The following is a 22,114-nucleotide window of genomic DNA, read 5'->3' on the forward strand; positions in this document are numbered from 1 at the left end:
GCTCTTTTATGTCCTGCTGTGTTGCGTTCAGCGGCTTGAGACTCGCCAATATGGCCCGATTTGCTGGCTCTTCTTATTTTAGAACTGTGCTGGCTTTGGCTTCAGCAATCAGTTTTCGCGCGTCATCTGGCAGCAGCCAGCCACTTGCCTGCTGCCTGGCAACCGCTTCCTTTACCTTCTGCACAAAGCCCGCATGATCGCCATAACGCTCTTCCAGTGACAGGCGTGGATCGCCTTTGGCCTGCCGCTCTGCCTTGGTTTTGGCAAAAGGGATGAAACCGCCGATGAAAAAGCATCCACCGCCTTTGCCATAGCCGTTCTGCTGCATGTTCCACCCGGTGTACGTTCCCAGAGGAACCTGCAATTGCACCGAGGGAATACCTACGGTCTCATTTCCATCAGCGTTCACCCGGGGAACAAGCTGAGGGATGATTTGGCGAATGGCGGGTGGTTGCTTGGTCAAAACACCGCTTAAACTATTGTAATCCAAATCATCGCCGAAATCATAGTCCGGCATGATATTGATTTTGCCATCCGCCGTGGGTTCACCGGGGATAGCAGGCCAGCCCATCGCACGGGCGGTTGGTTGAACCAGATCACCATTGGCCAGCATGGGGTAGCGACTGGGCGGCGGGGCTTTACCTTCGGTTGCCCATGCGATCATCGCCTTCCAGGCAGCGTGCAGGGATTCACCCGAAGGGTTGGGATTGCCGGGCATTTGGCAGAGGTCACCGGGAATGCCGATCTTTTCTCCATCCGTTGAAAAACCACCGAGAGGTGAACCGCCATGGGTGACGCTGGGGAAGTAATAACGGCGCACATTATCGGGTAATGGAATATCTGCTCTGGTGTCTGTGCCGACGAGGTTGGGAGACATTCTCAAACCCCAAAACTCTGCCGAACCAAAGGTCTCCATCACCTTAGGGCAGGTGCCATTGGCATGGCAGCGATCAAGCAGGCTGCTTACACCGCGCCCGCGGGGCTGGTCATCATAGCTGGCCCACCACAAGGTTCCTTCGCTTCCCGGTTCGAACAGGCCAGCAGCACCTCCCGGCACGCCAAAGCGCAGATTCAGTGGAACCTGACGGGCGGCAATGTTGGGATTGATCGCATCAAAGACAATGCGTCCAGCTTCGTCTCCATTAAAGCCCAGATTGACAAAGCTGCGCAGGTAATTGCCCGATTGAGAGGTTCCACTGGCCACTGCCCATTGTGCAGGCTTGCCCAGCGGATTGGGATGGCCTGCATCGTCCGCACTGTCGCGACGGAGGAAAGAAACCAGATCGCGCGTTGCAGCAAAGCCGATGCCCAGAACCTTAGGGTCTTTGCCTTGATAGACCAGCGTATAGGCATAGGCCGGGTCGAAGCCGCCCTTGAGGCAGATTTTGGCTGGATCGGCGGTGCCTGGAAATGCTTGTTTCTCGCAATCAGCAAAGGCCCAGTCGCTGCTAGGAATGAGGTTGAGAGGCTGGTCGTCGGCCGATTGGCGAAACAGTTTGGCCTTGGTGGTATCCAGGCTGACAGGTGCCGGGCGTGAGGTCGGAAGGCCAATGCTGCCGGTGATCGGCAGGGTATTCTTACCTTTTGGGAATAGGCTGAAACGGTTGAGAACGGGTGTGGTGAGTGCAGTGCCATCCGCGCGGCGCGCGATGGGGACAGTCAGGGTCTGCAAGCCGCGATCAGTTGGCAAATCACCCTGCCAGCCGCTGATAAGCTGAATATTGCCATCGGGGTCGGCGTGCACTGCGCCATTGCCGCGATTGGGCACGTCATAAAAAATAACACCGCTCGATTGTGCCATATTCTTTGGTTTGGCGATCACGAATGTATTGGAATACTCAACTTTCCCGTCCGTATTGCGTGGGGCAAATTGAATGTCGGTGATGATGGCATTGGTTGGATCTTCGGGGTCAAGTTCCCCATAGGCCCGGCCTTTGAGTATCTCATATTCCGGTGCACCGTCCTTTTGTGCGGGCGCATCTTCCCGGCTTTCAATCACGATCCGGGTGGTTTTTGCCACAGCTGGGGTAGCGGTGATTGGCAGCAATGGAACGGCGCAGATTGCTGTGGTCGTCAGGCGCAAAATGCGGGTGTTGAGACTCTGCGTTTTCATACAGCCTTATCCATTACCGAGAGATTCTGAGCATCACCGACTGGCAGATCGAGCAATTGGGCACCCAGGCTCTTGCCATGCGCATCAAGCGCGAGAGACCGCGTAACGCCGCCTGTCAGCGCGCCTTCCAGAACGAAATTAAGCGCGCCCAGATTGGGCAGTTCATAGCGGTGAGCGTGGCGCACCGAAATGTTCGGCAAGTGGTCCAGAAGCCTTTCCACCGTGACTTCACTTTCGAGAAGGGCATAATCTTCGGTCGAAAAGGCGATCACAGAAATCTGCGATACGTCGCCTTTATCGCCAGTGCGCAGATGAGCGATATCTCTCAGCAGCATCTCAGGCGACTTCATAATGGATAGATGTTTTGACGGCTTCACGGGGGATGAGCGTGGAGGCGACCGCGATGACTTCGCGCGCAAGGCTGATTGCCCCTCCGCCGCCCAGCGGTCCATTGGTGTAAAGGGCTTCGACCTCGGCACCGATGGCGCGGGCATCTTCCAGCGTATCGGTGCGGCCAGCTACTCTCACCCGAACTTCGCGCAGGGCTGATGTGTCCGCCTTGCCGGTGCGATTGGTGGCATCCATGCCGATCAATTCACACCGTAACTCGCGCAAGGGGAGGTCGATGAGATCCAACCTTTCGCGGATGATGGCGATGGCGAGTTCACCACGTGCCACTGCGCCAGGCCCGGCATAGGAAATCTGCCCCTCACCAATAAAGCCATCCTTATAGCCGATGGAAACTTTGATATGTTGCGGGCGCTCTGTCCCGTGCCCGCCCGAAACTGCAATGCGGTTAGGGCCTAATTCCTTGAACCGGGCGGTGGTGAAATCGGCAGCGACATCAGCCTGAAGGTAACAGGATGGGTCGAGTATCTCATATAGCAACTGTTCCTTGCAGGTTGCGATGGACAGCAATCCGCCAGAGCCTTCAACTTTGCTGAAGATTGCGCTACCATCTTGCGAAACCTCTGCGATGGGAAAGCCAAGCCGGGCAAGATCGGGGACATCCTTGATGCCAGGGTCTGCAAAATAGCCTCCGGTCAATTGCCCTGCACATTCCAGCATGTGGCCGATCATGGTGCCGCGTCCGAGGGTGTTCCAATCATCTTCAGGCCATTGGAAATGGTGAATCAACGGGCCAAGAAACAAGGCCGGATCGCCCACGCGGCCCGTGATAACAATGTCGGCCCCCCCATCGAGAGCCTCGACAATACCGCGTGCGCCGAGATAGGCGTTGGCTGATAAAATCGCCTTTCCAAGATCGGCGCTGCTGCCTTCCCGATCCGTTAAAGGCCAGTCTTCTGCATTAATCAAATCCAGAACATCATCGCCGATTACGGCCGCAATTTTGATGCCGTCAAACCCCATTTCGCGGGCGATAGCCAATGTCTTGCGGGCTGCGGAAAGTGGATTGGCGGCTCCCATGTTGGTGACGATCCTGATGCCATTGGCTCGTGCTGCTGGAAGAACGGCGCACATCCGTTTTTCCAGCAGGGGATCATAGCCGGCTTCAGGATCAGATTGCCGCGCAGCCTGGGCGAGGGCAATTGTCCGCTCAGCGAGACATTCGAAGATAAGAAAATCCAGTTCGCCTTTTTCGGCCAGCTCTGCAGCAGGTTCAATTCTGTCACCTGAATACCCTGCGCCTGCGCCTATTCGAAGCGGTTGCTTTGCAACATTTGTCATATCGTGAATATCCCGAAGGCAATGGCGGCCAGCGTCATGATGACCGACGCAGCAAACAGCCATGGAATAGAAAACCGTTGGTGAGCGCCAAGCTCGATCCCGCTGAGACCCGCGACCAGAAAGGTTGCAGGGGTCAGCGGGCTGATGGGAAAGCCGGTGGTCATTTGTCCCAGCAAGGCAGCCTGTGCGACCTGCACCGCGGGCACATCGAAATGGCTACCGACTTGTGCGATCACCGGAAGGACACCGAAATAGAAACTGTCGGGATCAAACAGCAGGCTCAAAGGCATGGAGAGAAAGCCGAGGAAGACTGGAATATTGGCACCAACAGGATCGGGCACATGGGCAACCGATGCTTCTGCCATCGCACGGATCATGCCCGAACCGGTCATGATGCCGGTAAAGGCTCCGGCACCAAACAGGATTGCCGCCATCAACAGTGCAGCACGCGCATGAGCATCAATCCGCTGGCGTTGCTGGCTGGCTGAGGGGTAATTGATTACGAGGGCTACTGCCGTTCCGACCATGAAGACCACGGCCGGTTCCATCAACCCGCTGATCATCAGGCTGACAACGACCAATGTCAGCAATACGTTGACCCAGTATAGTTTAGGCCGCCGTAAAGCGATGGTTTCGGCATCTTCTTCCATTACCGGGATGGTTTGGCTCTGGACGCTGCTCTGCGGCAGTCCTGTACTCCCGGCGCTTGTGGTTGCTGCGCTGTGATTGGAGAGGCCCAGGCGCTTTTCTTCCCGCTTCCCCAACCACCAGCTTGCTGCAAACACAAAGACGAGTCCGGTCAATTGGACGCCGATCATCGGAGTGAAGATTTCGTAAACCGGAATGTCCAGTGAAGCGCTCGCGCGCAAGGTTGGCCCTGTCCAGGGAAGGAAGTTTACACCCGCAGCCATGGACGCCGTGCAGGCAAGGATTCTGCGGTCCATTCCCAACCTGTCGTATAAGGGACGAAGCGCCGGAATAGTGATCAGGAAGCAGACCGCGCCGGAACCGTCGAGATGGATGATCAGCGCAAGCAGCGCTGTGCCCACGGTAATCCGTGAAGGGCGCTCGCCCACAAGCTTCAGGATACGGTTCACAATCGGCGCCAGCAGGCCCGCATCTGTCATGACCCCAAAGAACAAAATGGCAAAGACGAACATGCCGGCAACAGGAGCAATATTTGTCAGGCCAGTGACGATATATTCCGGCACCGCCGGCCCTAAACCAGCGATTGTTGCGCCTATGACAGGGACAAGAATCAACGCCGCTAAGGGCGACACGCGGTTGGTCAGGATGATGGCCAACAAGGCAAATAATGTTACTGCGCCGATTGCTGCGAGCACCGCCTGTCCCTCCCTGCTGCATTCCTGTGTTTGTTACAGTCATGCGGGAGGAAAATTGATCCAACAATTACAATTATTGGATAGAATAATCAGCTTTGGCGATTGATTGCTTTGGTTTTGCCCTGATAGCGAGAGATTTCCTCCATCATGGAGGGTTTGCTGAGAAAGTGCTTCACGAAGGCTTGTGCCACCGGAGGCATGGTCCGGCTGGCAAGATAAGCTACCCCGATCTGCCGGGTTACAACAGGAGAAGACAGCCGATGCGAGACCAGATTGTCTCTTCCCAGCATCGCCAGTGTCGAGGCGGGGAGCGCTGTAATCCCAAGCCCTGCGGCCAGTAGTCCACCCATGGTCGCCAATTGGGTGCATTCATAGAGGGGTTTGACGCTCATCCTTGCGCTGGCAAAGGCCTGATCGGTGGCCGCCCGAACACTGCTTCTTGGGGTCATGGCCAGGAAGGGGCTCTTTGTGAAAACGGACCAATCTATCTCACCCTGCTGATCGAACTCAGTCCCTCTCTGGCAGACCATGACATATTCATCGCGGATCATGGGCAGAAACTCGAAGGCATCGCTCGTCGGCTCTGTGGTGATGGCAATGTCGATCTGCCGATCGTGCAACTGCTGATAGAGTGAACCATCCAGATGATCATGCACAATGATCTCTGTATAAGGATGCGCCTCCCGAAATTCTAAAATGCGTTCCGGCAAAACGGTCGCGGCAATGGATGGCAGTGCGCCGACTACTACACGGCCCCGCTCGCCTGCAAATGTCTGCTCAAGCGATACAAAGGCATGGTCAAAATCGGCAATCAGCCTCTCCACAATGGGGAGCAGCGTTTCACCAGCAGGGGTCAGAACGACATTGCGCGAATTGCGGTCAAACAGGCGGACATCAAGCTGTTCTTCCAGCAGGCGAATAGTCCGGCTCAAGGCTGGTTGTGATACATGGGCAAGACGAGCAGTTTTGCTGAAGCTGAGGTTGTGAGCCACCTGAACGAACAAACGAAGGCTCGCCATGCTTGGCGATCTCGACATCAATTTTCCCCTCCCTTCTGCGACTATCTATAAAGTAGTTCGATAGATCAATGCTTAAAATGTATTTTGGATATGGTGCAGAAAGAAAGATAACCTCGTTCACTCATAACGGGAGAGTTGAATATGAAGAGACTTTTGTTTGCCAGCGCTGCGGCGATAGCGCTCTTGTCTACAGCAGGGTGCAGCACATCATCCAGCGCAGACGAACGGCCCTGGATGAACACTTCGCTGTCTCCGGATCAGCGGGCGGATCTGGTCATCAAGGAGATGACGCTGGATGAAAAGATCGCCATGGTAAACGGCACCATGGGCATGGCTCTGCGCAAAGAAAACCCCGATGAAAAGCGGATTGGTGCAGGGCATGTTCCCGGCGTGCAGCGGCTGGGAATACCCGATCTTTACGAAACAGATGCAAGCCTTGGCGTCAGCAATGGCGGTGAAATGCGTAAAGGTGACGTCGCTACCGCACTGCCGGGCAGTTTGATGACAGCTTCAACCTTTGACCCGGCCATTGCCGAAGAAGGCGGCAAGATGATCGGGAGCGAGGCACGGGCCAAGGGCTTTAATGTCCAGCTCGCCGGGGGTGCCAATCTCGTCCGTGACCCGTGGAATGGGCGCGATTTTGAATATTTGAGTGAAGATGTGCTGCTGACGGCGGAGATGGCCGCTGCTTCAATCAACGGCATTCAGTCAAATGGCATCGTCTCCACGATCAAGCACTATGTGCTGAACGCTCAGGAAAGCGGCCGTAACGTGCTGGACGCAAAGCTGGGTGAAGCCGCTTTGCGGGAAAGTGATTTGCTGGCTTTCCAGCTCGCGATTGAGAAAAGCCATCCCGGTTCGGTGATGTGCGGTTATAACCAGGTCAATGGACATTATGCCTGTGAAAGTGATTTTCTGCTCAATGAAGTGCTGAAGCAGGATTGGGGCTATACCGGCTGGGTCATGTCGGATTGGGGGGCTGTCCATTCCACCGTCAAGGCAGCCAATGCTGGCCTGGATCAGGAATCCGGGCAGGAATTGGATAAGGAAGTCTATTTCGGCGCGCCCTTGAAGAAGGCGGTTGAAGATGGCGCAGTTCCGATGGCGCGGTTGGATAACATGGTTCATCGCATCATCCGGACGATGTTCGAACATGGTCTGGTCGACCATCCTGCGCCCGAAAAGCCGGAAAAGATTGATTATGACGCTCATGCCAAGGTCGCGCAGAAGACGGCTGAAGCGGGTATGGTGCTGCTGAAGAATGACAATGATCTGCTACCACTTGCCAGCAGTGCCAAAAAGATTGTGCTGATCGGTTCACATGCAGATGTGGGTGTGCTCTCCGGTGGCGGTTCTTCGCAAGTCCGCTCTGTGGGCGGGGATGCGCTACAATTGCCAATGCCTGATGGTGGCCCGCTGAGTGGTTTTATCAAGATCACCTACCATGCCTCATCTCCGTTACAGGCGATCAAGGCCCGCGCGGGGGCAGGGGCCGAGGTCAGCTATGTTGATGGCACAGATATCGAAGCGGCTGCCAAAGCTGCCAAAGATGCGGATATCGCAATTGTCTTTGGCTCGGAGTGGCGAACGGAGGCGCAGGATGTTGAAAACCTCAACCTCCCAGGAGACCAGGACAAGTTGATCGAGGCGGTTTCGGCGGCCAATGATAAAACTGTGGTTGTGCTCGAAACAGGCGGCCCGGTTGTCATGCCCTGGCAAAATAACGTCGGAGCGATCCTGGAAGCCTGGTATCCTGGGCAGAAGGGCGGAGAGGCTATTGCAGCCGTTCTGTTTGGCGATGTGAATCCTTCAGGCCATCTGCCAGTCACGTTTCCGGCAGCGCTTTCTCAGGCACCGCGCCCTCAGATTCCGGGTATCGATCTTGTTCATAAAGCGAAGGAAGACGCCAAGAACAAACCTGCAAATACCGATCTCAGCACTGTTGACCTGACCGGTGGCGTGCCACCCTTTCCGGTGGAATATCGCGAAGGGGCAGATGTTGGCTATCGCTGGTATCAGAAGAAGGGATTTACCCCGCTCTATCCCTTTGGTTACGGCCTGTCCTATACCAGCTTTGCCTATAGCGACCTCAAGATCACCGATGGCGAAAATCCGTCCATCAGTTTCAAGGTCACCAATACGGGCAAGCGTGCGGGGGCAGATGTTCCGCAAGTCTATGCCGCTCCGGACAATGAGATGCGTCGCCTTGTTGGCTTCCAGCGTGTCATGCTCGAACCTGGTGAAAGCAAGGTTGTGACGGTGAGCATCGAACCCCGTTTGATCGCGGATTATGATACCGGTAAACGCGGTTGGGTAATCAAACAGGGAGGTCTGCCAATCACGGTTGGGCATCACGCAGGGGATGCCAGCCTGACCGGTGTCGCCGAAGTGTCTGCACGGACGCTGAAACCGTAAGCTCTTCTAAGATAAGTTCAAAATGAAGCCGGCCTGTCATGTGATGGGCCGGCTTTTTTGTATCGCAATAATGACGGTGGAGCCTGTCGATGTACCTTCCTGCTCGATTGATAACTAATAGTTATCAATCAATCATAAAGTTGTATTTTTTGTTTTAGGTGTGGAGGAGTAGGCAAAATGTGAAGAGGGTAAACATACTTCACTTCACAAGGGAGAGGGATGCGGGATCGGGGCAAAAATATGCCTCCTTGCAGCTCCTCATGTCATGTCATCCGCTTGCACTGCGGACTGGGTTGCTGGCTTTTGTCGCAGAGACAATCTCTGTGTGCTCGGCGCAAGTGCGGCTGGATTCTGAAAGGGAGGAATCCGTGAAAAGTTTCATTCTATTGTGCTCTGCCGCTGTATTGGTGCCAGTAGCGACGCCGGCAATGGCTCAGGATGCTGCGCCGTCCAGTCCCAAAGTTGCTGACGGTGAAATCATCGTTACGGCCACCCGTAATGAAACGCTGGCGTCCAAGACGCCTATTGCGCTGACGGCTATGAGTGGGGATGACCTCCTGAAATCAGGCGTCACAGATCCTACCAATCTTGCAGAAGATGTGCCGAACCTTTCAATTGATCGCGGGAATGGCCTGCAGATCACGATTCGTGGCATTACCAGTTCAGATGGTACGGAGAAGGGCGATCCGTCGGCTGCTTTCATGCTGGATGGCATTTACATCGCGCGCCCTCAGGCTCAGGAAGTGAGCTTCTTCGACGTCAATCGGGTGGAAGTGCTGCGTGGTCCGCAAGGAACCTTGTTCGGGCGCAATACTACCGCAGGTCTGATCAATGTGATTTCGAACCATCCCACAGACCGGTTGGAAGGATCATTGGACGCCTCTTACGGCAGTTATAACGCAACCAATATCACCGGCGTGCTCAATGTGCCGGTGAACGATGCGATTGCTGTACGGGGCGCGGTGAATTATGATCGCCGGGACAATTATTACAAAGCGGGTGAGGCCCTCACTTCCGACATCGACCCTTACAAGAATAACGTGGCAGGGCGCCTGTCTGCATCTTTCGATATGGGGCCGGCGCAACTGCTCATCGTTGGCGATTATTCGAAAATCAAAGGCAAGACGTTAGGCAGTGTTCCGGTATCAAACCTCTATAGCGACTATAGCGACGCAGGCGTAAATCCAACATATGATCCCATCGGCGATAATTCCGCCGTGCGGACGAGCAATATTCCATATTCTGACAATTTGAATCGCGACAATGAAAGCTGGGGAGTTATGGCTGACTTCTCGTATGATTTTGGTCCGCTTCAGCTCAACTATCTTGGGTCACACCGGGAATTTGATCGGCGCGAAGAATTGTTCACAGGGCGCGATGATGCCAGCGCCGCCTATCGCTCCAACGCCAATGCGCAATTCAAGCAGGACAGTCACGAGCTTCGCTTCTCTACAACGGGCAGCGGTCCGCTTTCCTTACAGTTCGGCGGATATTATTTCAAAGAGAGTGGCTTCATGAAGTACTACATATATGGGCTTCTCTCGCCTGATGAAGGGACGCCCGGATATGTGTTTGGCTTCCCTCAGCGAGATGTCCAATCGGAAAGTTATGCCGCTTTCAGCCAGGCGACTTATGCCATCATTCCAGAACTGCGGCTGACTGCCGGAGTGCGCTATTCACACGATAAGAAGAGCCGTCTGGGTGCGACTGTTATCTGCGGTTCTGTAGCGTGTGATGGCGAAGGCGATAGTCAGACAGTGAACGATGCCTCGCGCTCCTTCTCCAAAGTCACATGGCGTGCCGGGCTGGACTATGACCTTGATGATCGCACGCTGCTCTACGCTACCGTTTCTACGGGCTATAAAGCTGGTGGGTTTAACGATGGTTGCGAAGAGGGCACAGGTAGCGGATGCACGCTCACAGCAGATGCCCTCTATTACAATCCCGAAACGCTGACATCTTATGAAGCTGGCGTCAAAACGCGCCTGCTTGATAATATGCTGCGGTTAAATCTCACTGCGTTTCACTATGATTTTAAAGGGATTCAACTTAGCCAGCTTAGCGAAATATGTGGCGGTCCATGCCAGGTCACGACCAATGCCGGTCAGGCTAAGGTTGATGGTGTGGAGCTGGAAACGACCCTTACACCGGCCAGCAATACTAAGGTCAATTTCTCCGCTTCCTGGCTCAATGCACGCTATACTGACTTCAAACCCAACCCTGATGTGAGCTGGGCCGGATATAAGCTGGATCGCTCGCCTGACTGGACGCTTACCGGCGGCATCACGCAGGGCTTCGATCTCGATAATGGTGGCAAGATCGAGCTGGGTGTCACCACGCGCTTTGTTGATCATTACACGATTGCGGCGCTTGGCACGCTCAACCAGTTCGAGCAGCCAAGCTATACCAAGACCGATCTTCAAGTGACGTATAACGCGCCCAATGATGTCTATTATGTACAAGGCTTTGTAAGGAATCTTGAAGATTCGCTGATCGTTACCGGCGCAGGATCGAGCACATATGGCACGGTCGTCCTCGCTGACCCACGCACCTATGGCGTTCGCGCAGGCGTTCGGTTCTAATGATCTGTTGAGCGATACGGAAACGCGCCACCCGGTTATGGCTAGGTGGCGCATTTCTTTTGCCTGCCATGGCTGAAGCAACATGACTTACCCAGTTTGGTTGCTGCCCAAACGGTGTATGGGGGGCACCCAGCGATGATCTGGCCATAAGAAAGTAAGATTGATGCACACCCCAGCGCTTCAATGGCGTTTGATGACCGTGGCGGACCTTCCGCAAGTATGCGCCTTGGCGGACGCTATTCATCAGGACTACCCGGAAGGGGCAGAAATCTTCGCAGAACGGCTGGCTCTATACCCGCATGGCTGTTTCATGCTGGCTGGTGCCGAGGGGGGCTTTGGCTATGCCATCAGCCATCCATGGACACGCGGCAGACCAGTGCCTTTGAACCAGCCACTTGGGGCGCTGCCGGAGGCTGCCGATGTTTACTACCTTCACGATCTTGCACTTGCCCCCCAGGCGCGAGGGCAGGGCGCTGGCGGGATGATCCTCAACCACTTGCACGAATGGGCGCGCTCTCAGGGGCTTTGTGCCATGGTTCTGGTCGCTGTGGGTAATGCTGGACCTTTCTGGGAAGGGCAGGGGTTCGAACCCAGGATGGATGAGGCCATGGCCCAAAAGCTTGCCCAATATGGAGGGCCTGCGATCTATATGGAAAAAGCCATCTCCCCGGCAATTTAGTTGCAGGCGTAAAGAAACAGACTTACTGTTTGGCTTATGCGTATTCTCTTTGCTGCTGCCCTTATGGCAACTGCCGCTCCGCTCGCTGCACAATCGAGCGCGTCTCCTGCACCGATCCTCACAACGCCAGAAGCGCTTGATGTGTGGACCCATGCCGAACCTACGGTTGCACGGGTCACTCATGTCGGGCTGGACCTGAATGTCGATTTTGCCAGCGAGACTCTGACAGGTTCGGCCAAGCTCGATATTCTGGCTCAGCCCGATGCCAAGCAAATCGTGCTCGACGTGGATGATCTTGATATTTCGGCTGTCACCGATGGCAGTGGCAAGGCCCTGCAATGGAATGTCGGCGCGGATGATCCGGAGCTGGGTTCCGCTCTGACGGTTCAGCTTGATGGTGCCAAGCAGATCATCATTACCTATCGTACACAGCCCGGCGCCACAGCGCTTCAATGGCTGCCGCCGGAAATGACAGCAGGCAAGAAAAAGCCTTACCTCTTCAGTCAGGGCCAGCCGATCAACAACCGGAGCTGGATTCCGACGCAGGATAGCCCCGGCATCCGCCAGACATGGGATGCTACGCTGACTGTGCCGGGTGATCTGGTCGCCGTGATGAGCGCCGAAAAGCTGAGCGGGGACAAGGGTGAGAAGCTGAAAGATGGCCGCCGTCGCTTCCGTTTCCGGATGGATAAGCCGGTGCCGCCCTACCTCATCGCTTTTGCCGTGGGTGATCTGAAGTTCAAACCTTTAGGCCCACGTTCTGGTGTCTGGACGGAACCGTCCATGCTCGATGCCGCAGCGCATGAATTTACCGATGTTGAAAAGATGATTGATGCGGCATCAGACCTTTATGGCCCCTATCGCTGGGGCCGGTATGACATGCTCGTCCTGCCACCATCATTCCCCTATGGCGGCATGGAAAACCCCATGCTTACCTTCCTGACGCCGACGATCATTACCGGTGATCGTTCCAACACGGATGTGGTGGCGCATGAGCTGGCACATAGCTGGTCGGGCAATCTGGTAACCAATGCGACATGGTCTGACAGTTGGCTCAATGAAGGCTTCACGACCTATTTTGAAAACCGCATCATGGAATCGGTCTATGGAAAGGAACGTGCCGCCATGTATGCCGATCTCGATTGGGACGGGATGAAGCGTGACCTTGCGCGTTATGGCGGCAAAACCCGAACGGGAGCCGCTACCCGTCTGCATGGTGATCCGGGCGCGACCGGCGGGCAGCTTGATTATTTCAAAGGCTCCAACTTCCTGCGGATGCTGGAAGTGACCGTGGGGCGCGAAAAGTGGGACGCTTATCTGCGGTCTTACTTTGATCGTCACGCCTTCCAACCGCAGACAACGGCTGGATTCCTGGCCGATCTTCGCGCAAATCTGTTGCAGGGCGATCCTGCGCTTGAACTGAAATTGCAGCTTGATCGCTGGGCCTATGCCGCTGGCCTGCCTGACAATGCTGTTCATATCACCAGCACTACGCTGGCGGCGGTGGATACCAAGCTTAAAGCCTTCAATGCTGGTGGACCTGCCAGCGCGGTGCAGACCGATGGGTGGAGCACGCAAGAATGGCTGCGCTTCCTGAACGGCATCCCGCGCAAGCAAACCCCGCAGCGTCTGGCTGAACTGGATAAAGCGCTGGGTCTGTCCGATTCCACCAATGCCTATGTACGTTCTGCATGGTTGGAACTGGCGATTGCCAATCGCTATGAGCCGGCACTGCCATCGCTACAGGAATTTGCCACACGCGTGGGGCGTGGGCTTCTGATCCGGCCGCTTTATACCGGGCTGATGCAGCAGGGTGATTGGGGTGCTGACATCGCGCGCAAGCTCTTTGCCGAAGCCCGCCCGACTTACCACCCAACCGTTGCCAGCGGGATCGAACAGATCATCGCAGGCAAGTGATAGCGCGGCAGGAAGGCGATGATTGAGCATAGCCGATGACGGCATTCTTCATCGCCTTCCTGACCTGTGCCTTTGCCAGTCTTGTTGGGCGGGAACCTATATTGGTTGCGCGCCTCTCTGAACGGCTGGGGCAAGGGCCGGGTCTTCTGGCGCTTATCTGGGTATGTTCTGCACTCAGTGCTGCCACGGCGGCATGGGCAGCGCAGACCATCGCTCCGATGTTGGTGCCTGCTGCAAAGCAGATTTTTGTCGCGGCTGCCTTGGGGCTGGCAGGGCTGGACACATTGCTCCGCCGCCAGCGCCGTTTGCCTGTGGAGCCGACCCGGTCCCTCGGCGCGATAGGGGCTGTGTTGCTTTTCGGGCAGCTTACAGGGTCTGCGAGCTTCCTGATTTTGGCATTAACGGTGCTGACTGGGGGGCCTTATCTACCTTTCCTGGGCGGAACACTTGGCTCGGCAGGCATACTGACATTGGCTTGGCTGGCGGGCGAATATTGGGAAAAAAGGCTACCTTTGCGGGTTTTTCAATATGTTGCTGGCGGCTTGTTCCTGCTCGCTGGGATAGTCGTTCTGCTACTTGCAAAGGGGTTGCTTGCGTGATCGAAAAAAACGATCAAAGCGAATTGTAACTTTCTCGAAACTGATCTGTGTTTTGGTGCGTTCCACCCACGTAATCTGACGAAAGGGGATCTAAAATGGCCCAATCTGGTGACAATTCGAAAAAAGCTCTGATCGCTGCACTTAATGGCGCGCTGGCGGATCATCTGGCACTTTATCTCAAAACCAAGAACTTCCACTGGCACGTAGCCGGTTCGCGCTTCCGTGATCTTCACCTGATGTTTGATGAACAGGCTGTGCAGATCGTCGGCCTGGTGGATATCATCGGTGAACGTGTCCGCAAGAATGGCGAATATACGCTTACCTCTATCGGTTCTGTGGGCAAGACGACCAACATCGCCGATCAGGATGATGTGACGATTACGGCTGACGATATGGTTCGCGAATTGCGTGACGATAACAAGAAGCTGCTCGAACGCCTCAAGGAAGTGAAAGAAACGTCTGAAGAAGCGGGCGACAATGCCACCAATGGCATGGTGGACGACTGGATCGATCAGGCTGAAGAACGCGTTTGGTTTCTTACTCAGACGCTCAAGTAATTTTGGCAAAAAGCTGATAGGGCGGTCGGCGCAGCGCAAGCTGTGTCGGCCGTTTTCGTTGAATAAGGATTATTATGGCGCATTGTGAAATCATCGAAGGGGCAAGTGATCATGACATCGCTGTATGGCTTGAAGGCCGCCTGACGCAGGCTCTGGAAGCAACCAGTGGGCCGATTGCCATCACCGTTCCCGGTGGCTCCACTCCCTTTCCCATTCTGAAGGAATTGGCGAAATCCGATCTCGATTGGAAGCGCATTTCAGTGTGGCCGGGTGATGATCGGCAGGTGCCTGAAACGCATGAGGCCTCCAACACGGGCAAAATCCGTGCCTTGTTGGAGCCTGCTGGCGCAGAGGTGGTTACGCTTAGCGAAATGGAGCAAGTGCCGCATTTCGCCTTGGCGTGGCTTGGCATGGGCGGTGACGGGCATATTGCCTCGCTGTTCCCCAACACCAATCCGCAGGTAAATGATGCCAAGAAGATTCGCACGCTAACGCCTGACCCATTGCCACCTGAAGCACCATTTGACCGGATCACGCTGACGATACCGTCCCTGCTGGCATCGGATGCATTACTGTTTGTTATTCGCGGTGACGAAAAGCGTGCCGTGTTTCAATCTGCGGTGAGCGGTGATAATGATTTGCCGATTGCACGCCTGTTGGGTGCGGCAGAACAGAAAGTCACATGCTTTTCCTGATCCCCAAAAGTCTGCACCGGGCGATGTTGCCCATAGCGCACCGCCTACGCAGTCTTTGGTGGGGCTGGCACAAACCACGCATACGCGGCGTCAGCATTTTGGCGTTCAATGCTGCAGGGGAAGTGCTGCTGGTGCGGCATTCCTATGGCCGAGATGTCTGGAGCTTCCCCGGTGGCGGGTGCGGCAAGAACGAAAAGCCGCTTGATGCGGCGAAGCGTGAATTTGCCGAAGAATTGCACTGTAGCGCTGAAAATTGGCAGGATCTGGGCGTGCTCAAGGAAAATCTCCATGGCGCGCGCGTTTCTTCGCATATTTTTCGGGCAGAGCTTGCCGGAGAGCCGCAGCCCGATAAGCGTGAGATTGTCGAAGCGCGCTGCTTCCCGCTGGACGCTTTGCCCAAGGGGGTAAGCCGAAGGGTACGCCCGCGTCTCGAAATGTTGCCTTAAGGCTGTTTGTTTTCGGCCTCAGCCGCAGCTTTGGCTTTTTCCTTTGCACTGGTCTGCAGAACCTTGCCGCCGAGACGGCACCAATTGACGAATTCTCCCGGCAAACGGCTGCCGGGGATTTCCAATGATCCACCGCCTGGAAGCGTCGCTTCCATTTCACGCGGGCCTGTAAAGACATCCAGTTCAGGCGCATCGGCGCGATAGGTGCCTTCCCAGCGCCATTCCCCATCATCCAGCGCGGCTTCCATCTTCAACCGGCTGATCATGCCATTGCCGATAATCGGGAATAGTGCGCTGGTACCGGGGCGTGCCTCAATATGGCGGATGATCTGCAATTGCGGCGGTGTTTCCTTGAGGCGGCAGGCGAGCGACAGATAAGGCTTCTGTTTGGGCAATCCGAAATTGATCGCTCGCCCATCCTTCGAAACGCTCCACAATGCGCCTTCCACATCGGGGGAAGGCAGCGGTTCTCGCGGGCGGGTAATCGGGTCCGCCTTGGGCAGATTAATCCGCACCGGCGCACTGGCATCGCTGTTTCCGCAAGCCGCGAGAAAGGGAAGGGTCAGAAGGCAAAGCAAACGGGGAAGGTTCTGCGGCAAGGTCGAAAAGCCCATGGCTGCGGGATGGAATAGGTGTGCAATAGGCGCGTTGGCCATGGGCATTCAAGGCATTAGCGCGGCAAAGTGTTGATAGGGGGAAATGGCGCGGGATGCGCGCCTACTTCCCCCATTTCTTTTGCGTTTTCCCATAGCGGGTTTTGCGCGTGCCCGGTTTGCCTTCATTGCTTCGGCCCACAATCTGCGCCTTGCGGTCCGGATCGGGGAGGCCCAGCTCCTCGCTTTGCAGCTTGCGGATTTCATCGCGTAACCGGCCGGCCTCTTCGAATTCAAGATCACCGGCAGCTTTGCGCATTCGGGCTTCCAAGTCCTCGATATGGGCACGCAGATTATGGCCGACGAGGGGGGGGCTATCCTCTTCATCAAATTCACCGCGCCGGTCATTGGCCGCGCTCTGCCCAACGATATCGGCAATGTCGCGCTTAATGGTCATCGGGGTGATGTTATGTTCAAGATTATAGGCGCGCTGCTTTTCGCGGCGGCGTTCGGTTTCTGCCAAAGCGCGTTCCATACTGCCCGTGGTCCGGTCGGCATATAGGATTACGCGCCCATCCACATTACGTGCAGCGCGGCCAATGGTCTGAATCAAGGATGTTTCGGACCGCAGGAAGCCTTCCTTATCGGCATCGAGAATGCAGACCAGGCCGCATTCAGGAATATCGAGACCTTCACGCAGCAGGTTGATCCCTACCAGCACATCATAGACACCGAGCCGCAAATCGCGGATCAGCTCGATACGCTCCAGTGTTTCTACATCGGAATGCATGTAACGCACACGCAGGCCCGCTTCATGCATGAATTCGGTGAGGTCTTCTGCCATCCGCTTGGTCAGAGTGGTGACGAGGGTACGGTAGCCTTTAGCCGCCGTCTCACGGCATTCATTGATGCAATCCTGCACCTGATCTTCGGTTGGGCGGATTTCTACCGGTGGGTCAATCAGGCCGGTTGGGCGAATGACCTGTTCTGCAAAAACACCGCCGGTCTGTTCCATTTCCCAAGGGCCGGGGGTGGCGGAGACGGCCACGGTTTGCGGGCGCATCGCATCCCATTCGTTGAAACGCAAAGGGCGGTTGTCAATGCAGCTGGGCAGGCGGAAGCCGTATTCTGCCAGCGTTAACTTGCGGCGGTGGTCGCCTCGCGCCATCGCGCCGACTTGCGGCACGGTCTGGTGGCTTTCGTCGCAAAAGAGAAGAGCATTTTCGGGCAAATATTCGAACAGGGTTGGCGGCGGTTCACCCGGCAGGCGGCCGGTGAGAAAGCGGGAGTAGTTTTCAATTCCCGCACACGATCCGGTGGCGGCAATCATTTCGAGGTCAAAATTGGTGCGCTGCTCCAGCCTTTGCGCTTCCAGCAACAGCCCTTCAGCCTGCAATTCCTTCAGCCGTTCTTCCAGTTCGAAACGGATTGCCGCCGCAGCCTGTTTCATGGTGGGGCCGGGGGTTACATAATGTGAATTGGCGAAGATACGGATCTTGTCCAGCTTGGCTCCAGCCTTGCCCGTCAGGGGGTCAAATTCGCTGATCTCTTCGATCTCATCGCCAAAGAAGCTGACGCGCCATGCAGCATCTTCATAATGGCTTGGAAAGATTTCGAGATTGTCCCCACGTACCCGGAAATTGCCGCGCGCAAAGGCTGCGTCATTGCGCTTATATTGTAGCGCCACGAGTTTGCGGATGATTTCGCGCTGGTCGGCACTTTCTCCCTTCTTCAGGTCGAAAATCATTGCCGAATAGGTTTCGACCGAACCGATACCATAGAGGCAGGAAACAGACGCCACGATGATGACATCATCGCGTTCCAGCAGAGCGCGGGTGGCCGAATGGCGCATCCGGTCAATCGCTTCATTGGTGCTCGATTCCTTCTCGATATAGGTATCGGAGCGGGCCACATAGGCTTCCGGCTGATAGTAATCGTAATAGGAAACGAAATATTCCACCGCGTTTTCGGGGAAGAAGCTCTTGAATTCGCCATAGAGCTGCGCGGCGAGAATCTTGTTGGGGGCAAGGATCAGTGCTGGGCGCTGCAATTCCTCGATCACCTTGGCCATGGTGAAAGTCTTGCCCGAACCGGTGACCCCCAGAAGAACCTGCGTCTTGTCGCCTTCCTTGATTCCATCCACCAATTCGCTGATCGCGGTCGGCTGATCGCCAGCCGGTTGATAATCCGAAACCAGCTTGAAGGGCTTGCCGCTGTGAGTCTTCTCAGGGCGTTGGGGCTTATGCGGTATGAAAGAGCCGGATGTATCAGGTTCTTCCAGTCCGCGACGTATTACGAGTTCAGCCATGCGGAACATATGGGGGACAGTGCGGCTTTACGCAATGTGCTGATATGCACAACATTGGCATGTTGCCCAAGGGTTGGTAGCACATGGTTATATGAATGTGTCTGGGGCAGCTATCTGACCCTGGTGATTTGGAGAATTTTATGCGTCTGGTTCACCTTTTCCCGATCGCGGCGGCCATTGCGCTTTCGGCTTGCGGCAGCAGTGATAGTGGCGAGGCAGCGGGCGATGCGAAGCCCATGTCAAAGGATGAAGTATCCGCGAAGGCGGGCAGCATGATCCATCAAAAGCCCGGTCAGTACGAAACACAGGCTGAACTCATTGATTTCACCATTCCGGGGATGAGCGATGAACGTGCCAAACAGATGAAAGGCATGTTTGCGGGTGCCTTGGAGAAGGGCAACAATTACTGCCTCACCAAGGAGGACGCCGATAAAGGGCCTGAACAAATGTTGCAGCAGATTGCGGAAGCGGACTGCACCGTTAATCAGCTTGATGTGCAAGGTGCCAAGATCAATGCTGATATGCAGTGCAACGCTGCTGGCGATAAGCCTGGAGACTTCAAAATCAGTGGGACCCTGGAAGAAGAAGGAAGCGATCTGACAATGCAAATCGCACAGCCTATTCCGAATATGCCGGGCGACGCCAAAATGACAATGAAGCTGCGCATGAAGTCGCGGCGCATTGGTGACTGCACTTAAGCCTCAGCATTTCGCTTTAATCTTAGACTAAAAGGGGCTGGGTACGCATGTATCCAGCCCCTTCTATATGTGACAGTTTCAAGACTCTGGAACATGATGGGTGGCTTTCTTGTTCATCCTGTAACAAGTCATTTTTGTTACAGAGACACTATGACCATGAACACTCAACTCAAAGCCCGCACAGGCTCTCCGACATCGGCAGTGAAAGCTGCGGCTCTTCGCGATGCGCTTGGCGCGCGCCTGTCATTGGCGCGTGAGCCGGCACCGGCCGACGTGCGTGGCCCCAAATTGCGTTACATGATGGGTGAACTTAGCGTTTTTGCGGAACCTTTCAGGCGTGCAAGGCGGGAAATGGACATTCCGCTGGCGACCAGCCCGCAGGTGGTGATGCTGCTTCCCGGATTTGCGACTCATCCGATCAGGATGCGCTATATGGCGCGGCAGCTTGAGAAGGCGGGGCATAAGGTCAAACGCTGGGGGCTGGGGTTTAACTTCGGCCCGACAGCGGAAAATCTCGATTTTTTGTCAGAGCGGCTCAATGCGCTTCAGGCGCGCTATGGTCGCCCGGTTGTGCTGGTCGGCTGGAGCCTTGGTGGCTTGTTTGCTCGTGAACTGGCCAAGCGCCATCCGCAATGTGTGCGCAAGGTCGTAACCATGGGCTCGCCCTTTTCGGGGGACCCCCACGCCAACAATGCCTGGCGTCTGTATCATCTCGTGACGGGCCATTCGGTCAGCAACCCGCCGATAGAACATCACATGGCGAGCAAGCCTCCGGTGGAGACGGTCGCGCTGTGGAGCCCGAGAGACGGGATCGTATCGCCCAGAAGCTCGCGCGGGTTTCGCGGTGAGCGTGATCGGGAAATCGGACTGCGCTGTACACATCTGGGATTTGCTTACTCTCCTGAGAGTATTCACACTGTTCTGCGGGAACTGGAGCGGCGTTAATGAATTCATAACTGTATACCGGTTGGCCCTTGGCAGCGTGTGAATAACGTGCACTATAGGGCAGCAGCATCGGGGGGTTATGAATCAGTCAGCGGACCAGAATTTCGATGAAATGCATAAGCCCGACGGTTCTATCCGCGAGGCCTATCATGGATACAATAATTGGTTGTCCAAGCAGGACGCGAGCCGAATGCGCCGCAAGGGTTCTGAAGCGGAAAGTGTCTTCAGACGAACGGGCATAACCTTCAATGTCTACGGGGAAAGCGACGCGGAAGAGCGGCTGATCCCCTTCGATATGATCCCAAGGATCATTACCGCAAATGAATGGCGACGCCTGTCGCGCGGGATTGAACAGCGTGTGCGGGCGCTCAATGCCTTCATGTACGATCTCTACCACCGGCAGGAAATCATTCGTTCGGGGCGTCTGCCGGAACGGCTGTTCCGGCATAATGCGGCATGGCTCCCGCAGATGGTGGGCTTTACGCCGCCAGGCAGCATTTACACCCATATCACCGGGGTTGATCTGGTGCGTACCGGGCCTGATGAATTCATGGTGCTGGAAGACAATGCCCGCACCCCCAGCGGGGTGAGCTATATGCTCGAAAACCGCGAAACCATGATGGCCATGTTCCCTGAGCTGTTCACGCAGGTGAAGGTGCGGCAGGTGTCCAATTATCCGCGCCAATTGGCCAAAAGTCTCGCTGCTTGCGCGCCGCCTTGTGCAGAAGGCAAGCCGACGGTCGCCGTATTGACACCGGGTATCTATAATTCCGCCTATTTCGAGCATGCTTTTCTGGCGGATCAAATGGGTGCCGAACTGGTTGAAGGCAGCGATCTGCGCGTGATCGACGGGCGTGTGCAAATGCGCACCACGCGCGGCTATCGCCCGATTGATGTGCTTTATCGCCGGGTAGATGATGATTTTCTTGATCCTTTGACCTTCAACCCCAACAGTGTGCTGGGCATTCCGGGTATTATGGATGTCTACCGGGCAGGGCGCGTCACGATTGCCAATGCACCGGGAACAGGCGTGGCTGACGACAAGGCGATCTATTCCTTCATGCCGGAAATCGTCGAGTTCTATACAGGGGAGAAACCGATCCTCGCCAATGTGCAGACATGGCGCTGTGCGGACCCTGACAGCCTCAAATATGTTCTCGAAAATCTGGCGGAATTGGTGGTCAAGGAAGTCCACGGTTCCGGTGGTTATGGCATGTTGATCGGCCCGACATCTTCCAAGCGCGAAATTCGTGAATTTCGTGCCAAGCTGGAAGCAAAGCCTGATAATTACATTGCGCAGCCAACGCTCTCGCTTTCGACCTGTCCGGTTTACACCCGCAAGGGGCTGGCCCCGCGCCATGTGGATTTGCGGCCCTTTGTGCTGATGTCGCCAGAGGGGGTGGACATTACACCGGGCGGCCTCACACGGGTGGCGATGAAGAAAGGCTCTCTGGTGGTGAATTCCAGTCAGGGTGGGGGAACCAAGGATAGCTGGGTGCTGGATGATTAAGGCGGA

At 55.6% G+C, this 22,114-nt stretch carries 18 protein-coding genes; 11 read left to right on the plus strand and 7 right to left on the minus strand.

The genetic code is table 11. The features are described from left to right. Positions 1 to 73: 73 nt before the first annotated feature. The 5 genes from GRI39_RS00075 to GRI39_RS00095 form a co-directional block, all read right to left on the minus strand. Positions 74 to 2,113, minus strand: coding sequence for an alpha/beta hydrolase domain-containing protein (locus GRI39_RS00075; RefSeq protein WP_160737685.1), 2,040 nt, complete (start codon positions 2,111 to 2,113; stop codon positions 74 to 76). After that, positions 2,110 to 2,463 carry an AtuA-related protein gene (locus GRI39_RS00080; RefSeq protein WP_211371377.1) on the minus strand — a complete coding sequence of 118 codons (354 nt, stop codon included), beginning with the start codon at positions 2,461 to 2,463 and terminating at the stop codon, positions 2,110 to 2,112. Before GRI39_RS00080 ends, GRI39_RS00075 begins: the two co-directional genes overlap by 4 nt. After that, entirely contained in the window at positions 2,450 to 3,802 is a 1,353-nt protein-coding gene (locus GRI39_RS00085; RefSeq protein ID WP_160737686.1) for an acyclic terpene utilization AtuA family protein, read from the minus strand. Before GRI39_RS00085 ends, GRI39_RS00080 begins: the two co-directional genes overlap by 14 nt. Beyond that, positions 3,799 to 5,145: a citrate:proton symporter gene (locus tag GRI39_RS00090; RefSeq protein ID WP_160737687.1), complete on the minus strand. Its 1,347-nt coding sequence runs from the start codon at positions 5,143 to 5,145 to the stop codon at positions 3,799 to 3,801. Before GRI39_RS00090 ends, GRI39_RS00085 begins: the two co-directional genes overlap by 4 nt. A gap of 89 nt (positions 5,146 to 5,234) precedes the next feature. Beyond that, complete coding sequence (locus GRI39_RS00095; RefSeq protein ID WP_160737688.1) at positions 5,235 to 6,182, minus strand: LysR family transcriptional regulator; 948 nt, start codon at positions 6,180 to 6,182, stop codon at positions 5,235 to 5,237. Positions 6,183 to 6,305: 123 nt separating this feature from the next. Between GRI39_RS00095 and GRI39_RS00100 the strand changes: the two genes are divergently transcribed. The 8 genes from GRI39_RS00100 to GRI39_RS00135 all read left to right on the plus strand — a co-directional run bounded on the left by GRI39_RS00100 (position 6,306) and on the right by GRI39_RS00135 (position 16,054). After that, positions 6,306 to 8,579: a beta-glucosidase family protein gene (locus tag GRI39_RS00100; RefSeq protein WP_160737689.1), complete on the plus strand. Its 2,274-nt coding sequence runs from the start codon at positions 6,306 to 6,308 to the stop codon at positions 8,577 to 8,579. Between the two features lie 368 nt (positions 8,580 to 8,947). Further along, the gene (locus GRI39_RS00105; RefSeq protein ID WP_343033256.1) at positions 8,948 to 11,161 is read left to right on the plus strand and encodes a TonB-dependent receptor; all 2,214 of its coding nucleotides are present in this window, start codon (positions 8,948 to 8,950) and stop codon (positions 11,159 to 11,161) included. Between the two features lie 163 nt (positions 11,162 to 11,324). Continuing rightward, positions 11,325 to 11,840, plus strand: coding sequence for a GNAT family N-acetyltransferase (locus tag GRI39_RS00110; RefSeq protein WP_160738534.1), 516 nt, complete (start codon positions 11,325 to 11,327; stop codon positions 11,838 to 11,840). A gap of 36 nt (positions 11,841 to 11,876) precedes the next feature. Further along, positions 11,877 to 13,757 carry a M1 family metallopeptidase gene (locus tag GRI39_RS00115; protein ID WP_160737691.1) on the plus strand — a complete coding sequence of 627 codons (1,881 nt, stop codon included), beginning with the start codon at positions 11,877 to 11,879 and terminating at the stop codon, positions 13,755 to 13,757. A 35-nt stretch (positions 13,758 to 13,792) separates the two neighbouring features. Next, positions 13,793 to 14,356, plus strand: a complete 564-nt coding sequence (locus GRI39_RS00120) for a TMEM165/GDT1 family protein (protein WP_160737692.1) — start codon at positions 13,793 to 13,795, stop codon at positions 14,354 to 14,356. A 95-nt stretch (positions 14,357 to 14,451) separates the two neighbouring features. Next, positions 14,452 to 14,913 (plus strand): Dps family protein, encoded by a 462-nt coding sequence (locus GRI39_RS00125; protein WP_160737693.1) that lies wholly within the window; start codon positions 14,452 to 14,454, stop codon positions 14,911 to 14,913. 74 nt (positions 14,914 to 14,987) lie between these two features. After that, positions 14,988 to 15,608: a 6-phosphogluconolactonase gene (locus GRI39_RS00130; RefSeq protein WP_160737694.1), complete on the plus strand. Its 621-nt coding sequence runs from the start codon at positions 14,988 to 14,990 to the stop codon at positions 15,606 to 15,608. Then, a complete protein-coding gene (locus tag GRI39_RS00135; protein ID WP_160737695.1) occupies positions 15,596 to 16,054 on the plus strand; it encodes an NUDIX hydrolase in 459 nt (152 codons plus the stop codon). Before GRI39_RS00130 ends, GRI39_RS00135 begins: the two co-directional genes overlap by 13 nt. On the opposite strand, the gene GRI39_RS00140 is transcribed toward GRI39_RS00135, so the two are convergent. Next, positions 16,051 to 16,710 (minus strand): hypothetical protein, encoded by a 660-nt coding sequence (locus tag GRI39_RS00140; RefSeq protein ID WP_160737696.1) that lies wholly within the window; start codon positions 16,708 to 16,710, stop codon positions 16,051 to 16,053. The two genes, GRI39_RS00135 and GRI39_RS00140, sit on opposite strands and share 4 nt — an antisense overlap. A gap of 61 nt (positions 16,711 to 16,771) precedes the next feature. Continuing rightward, positions 16,772 to 18,955 carry an excinuclease ABC subunit UvrB gene (uvrB, locus tag GRI39_RS00145; RefSeq protein WP_160737697.1) on the minus strand — a complete coding sequence of 728 codons (2,184 nt, stop codon included), beginning with the start codon at positions 18,953 to 18,955 and terminating at the stop codon, positions 16,772 to 16,774. A gap of 140 nt (positions 18,956 to 19,095) precedes the next feature. Here uvrB and GRI39_RS00150 point away from each other — a divergent pair, with 140 nt between their 5' ends. The 3 genes from GRI39_RS00150 to GRI39_RS00160 all read left to right on the plus strand — a co-directional run bounded on the left by GRI39_RS00150 (position 19,096) and on the right by GRI39_RS00160 (position 22,108). After that, entirely contained in the window at positions 19,096 to 19,653 is a 558-nt protein-coding gene (locus GRI39_RS00150) for a DUF3617 domain-containing protein (RefSeq protein ID WP_160737698.1), read from the plus strand. A 150-nt stretch (positions 19,654 to 19,803) separates the two neighbouring features. Then, the gene (locus tag GRI39_RS00155) at positions 19,804 to 20,598 is read left to right on the plus strand and encodes an alpha/beta fold hydrolase (protein WP_160737699.1); all 795 of its coding nucleotides are present in this window, start codon (positions 19,804 to 19,806) and stop codon (positions 20,596 to 20,598) included. 79 nt (positions 20,599 to 20,677) lie between these two features. Next, positions 20,678 to 22,108 (plus strand): circularly permuted type 2 ATP-grasp protein, encoded by a 1,431-nt coding sequence (locus GRI39_RS00160; RefSeq protein WP_160737700.1) that lies wholly within the window; start codon positions 20,678 to 20,680, stop codon positions 22,106 to 22,108. The last annotated feature ends 6 nt before the right edge of the window (positions 22,109 to 22,114 follow it).

Origin of the sequence: Altericroceibacterium indicum, from assembly GCF_009828105.1 — a bacterium.
Classification (GTDB): domain Bacteria; phylum Pseudomonadota; class Alphaproteobacteria; order Sphingomonadales; family Sphingomonadaceae; genus Altericroceibacterium; species Altericroceibacterium indicum.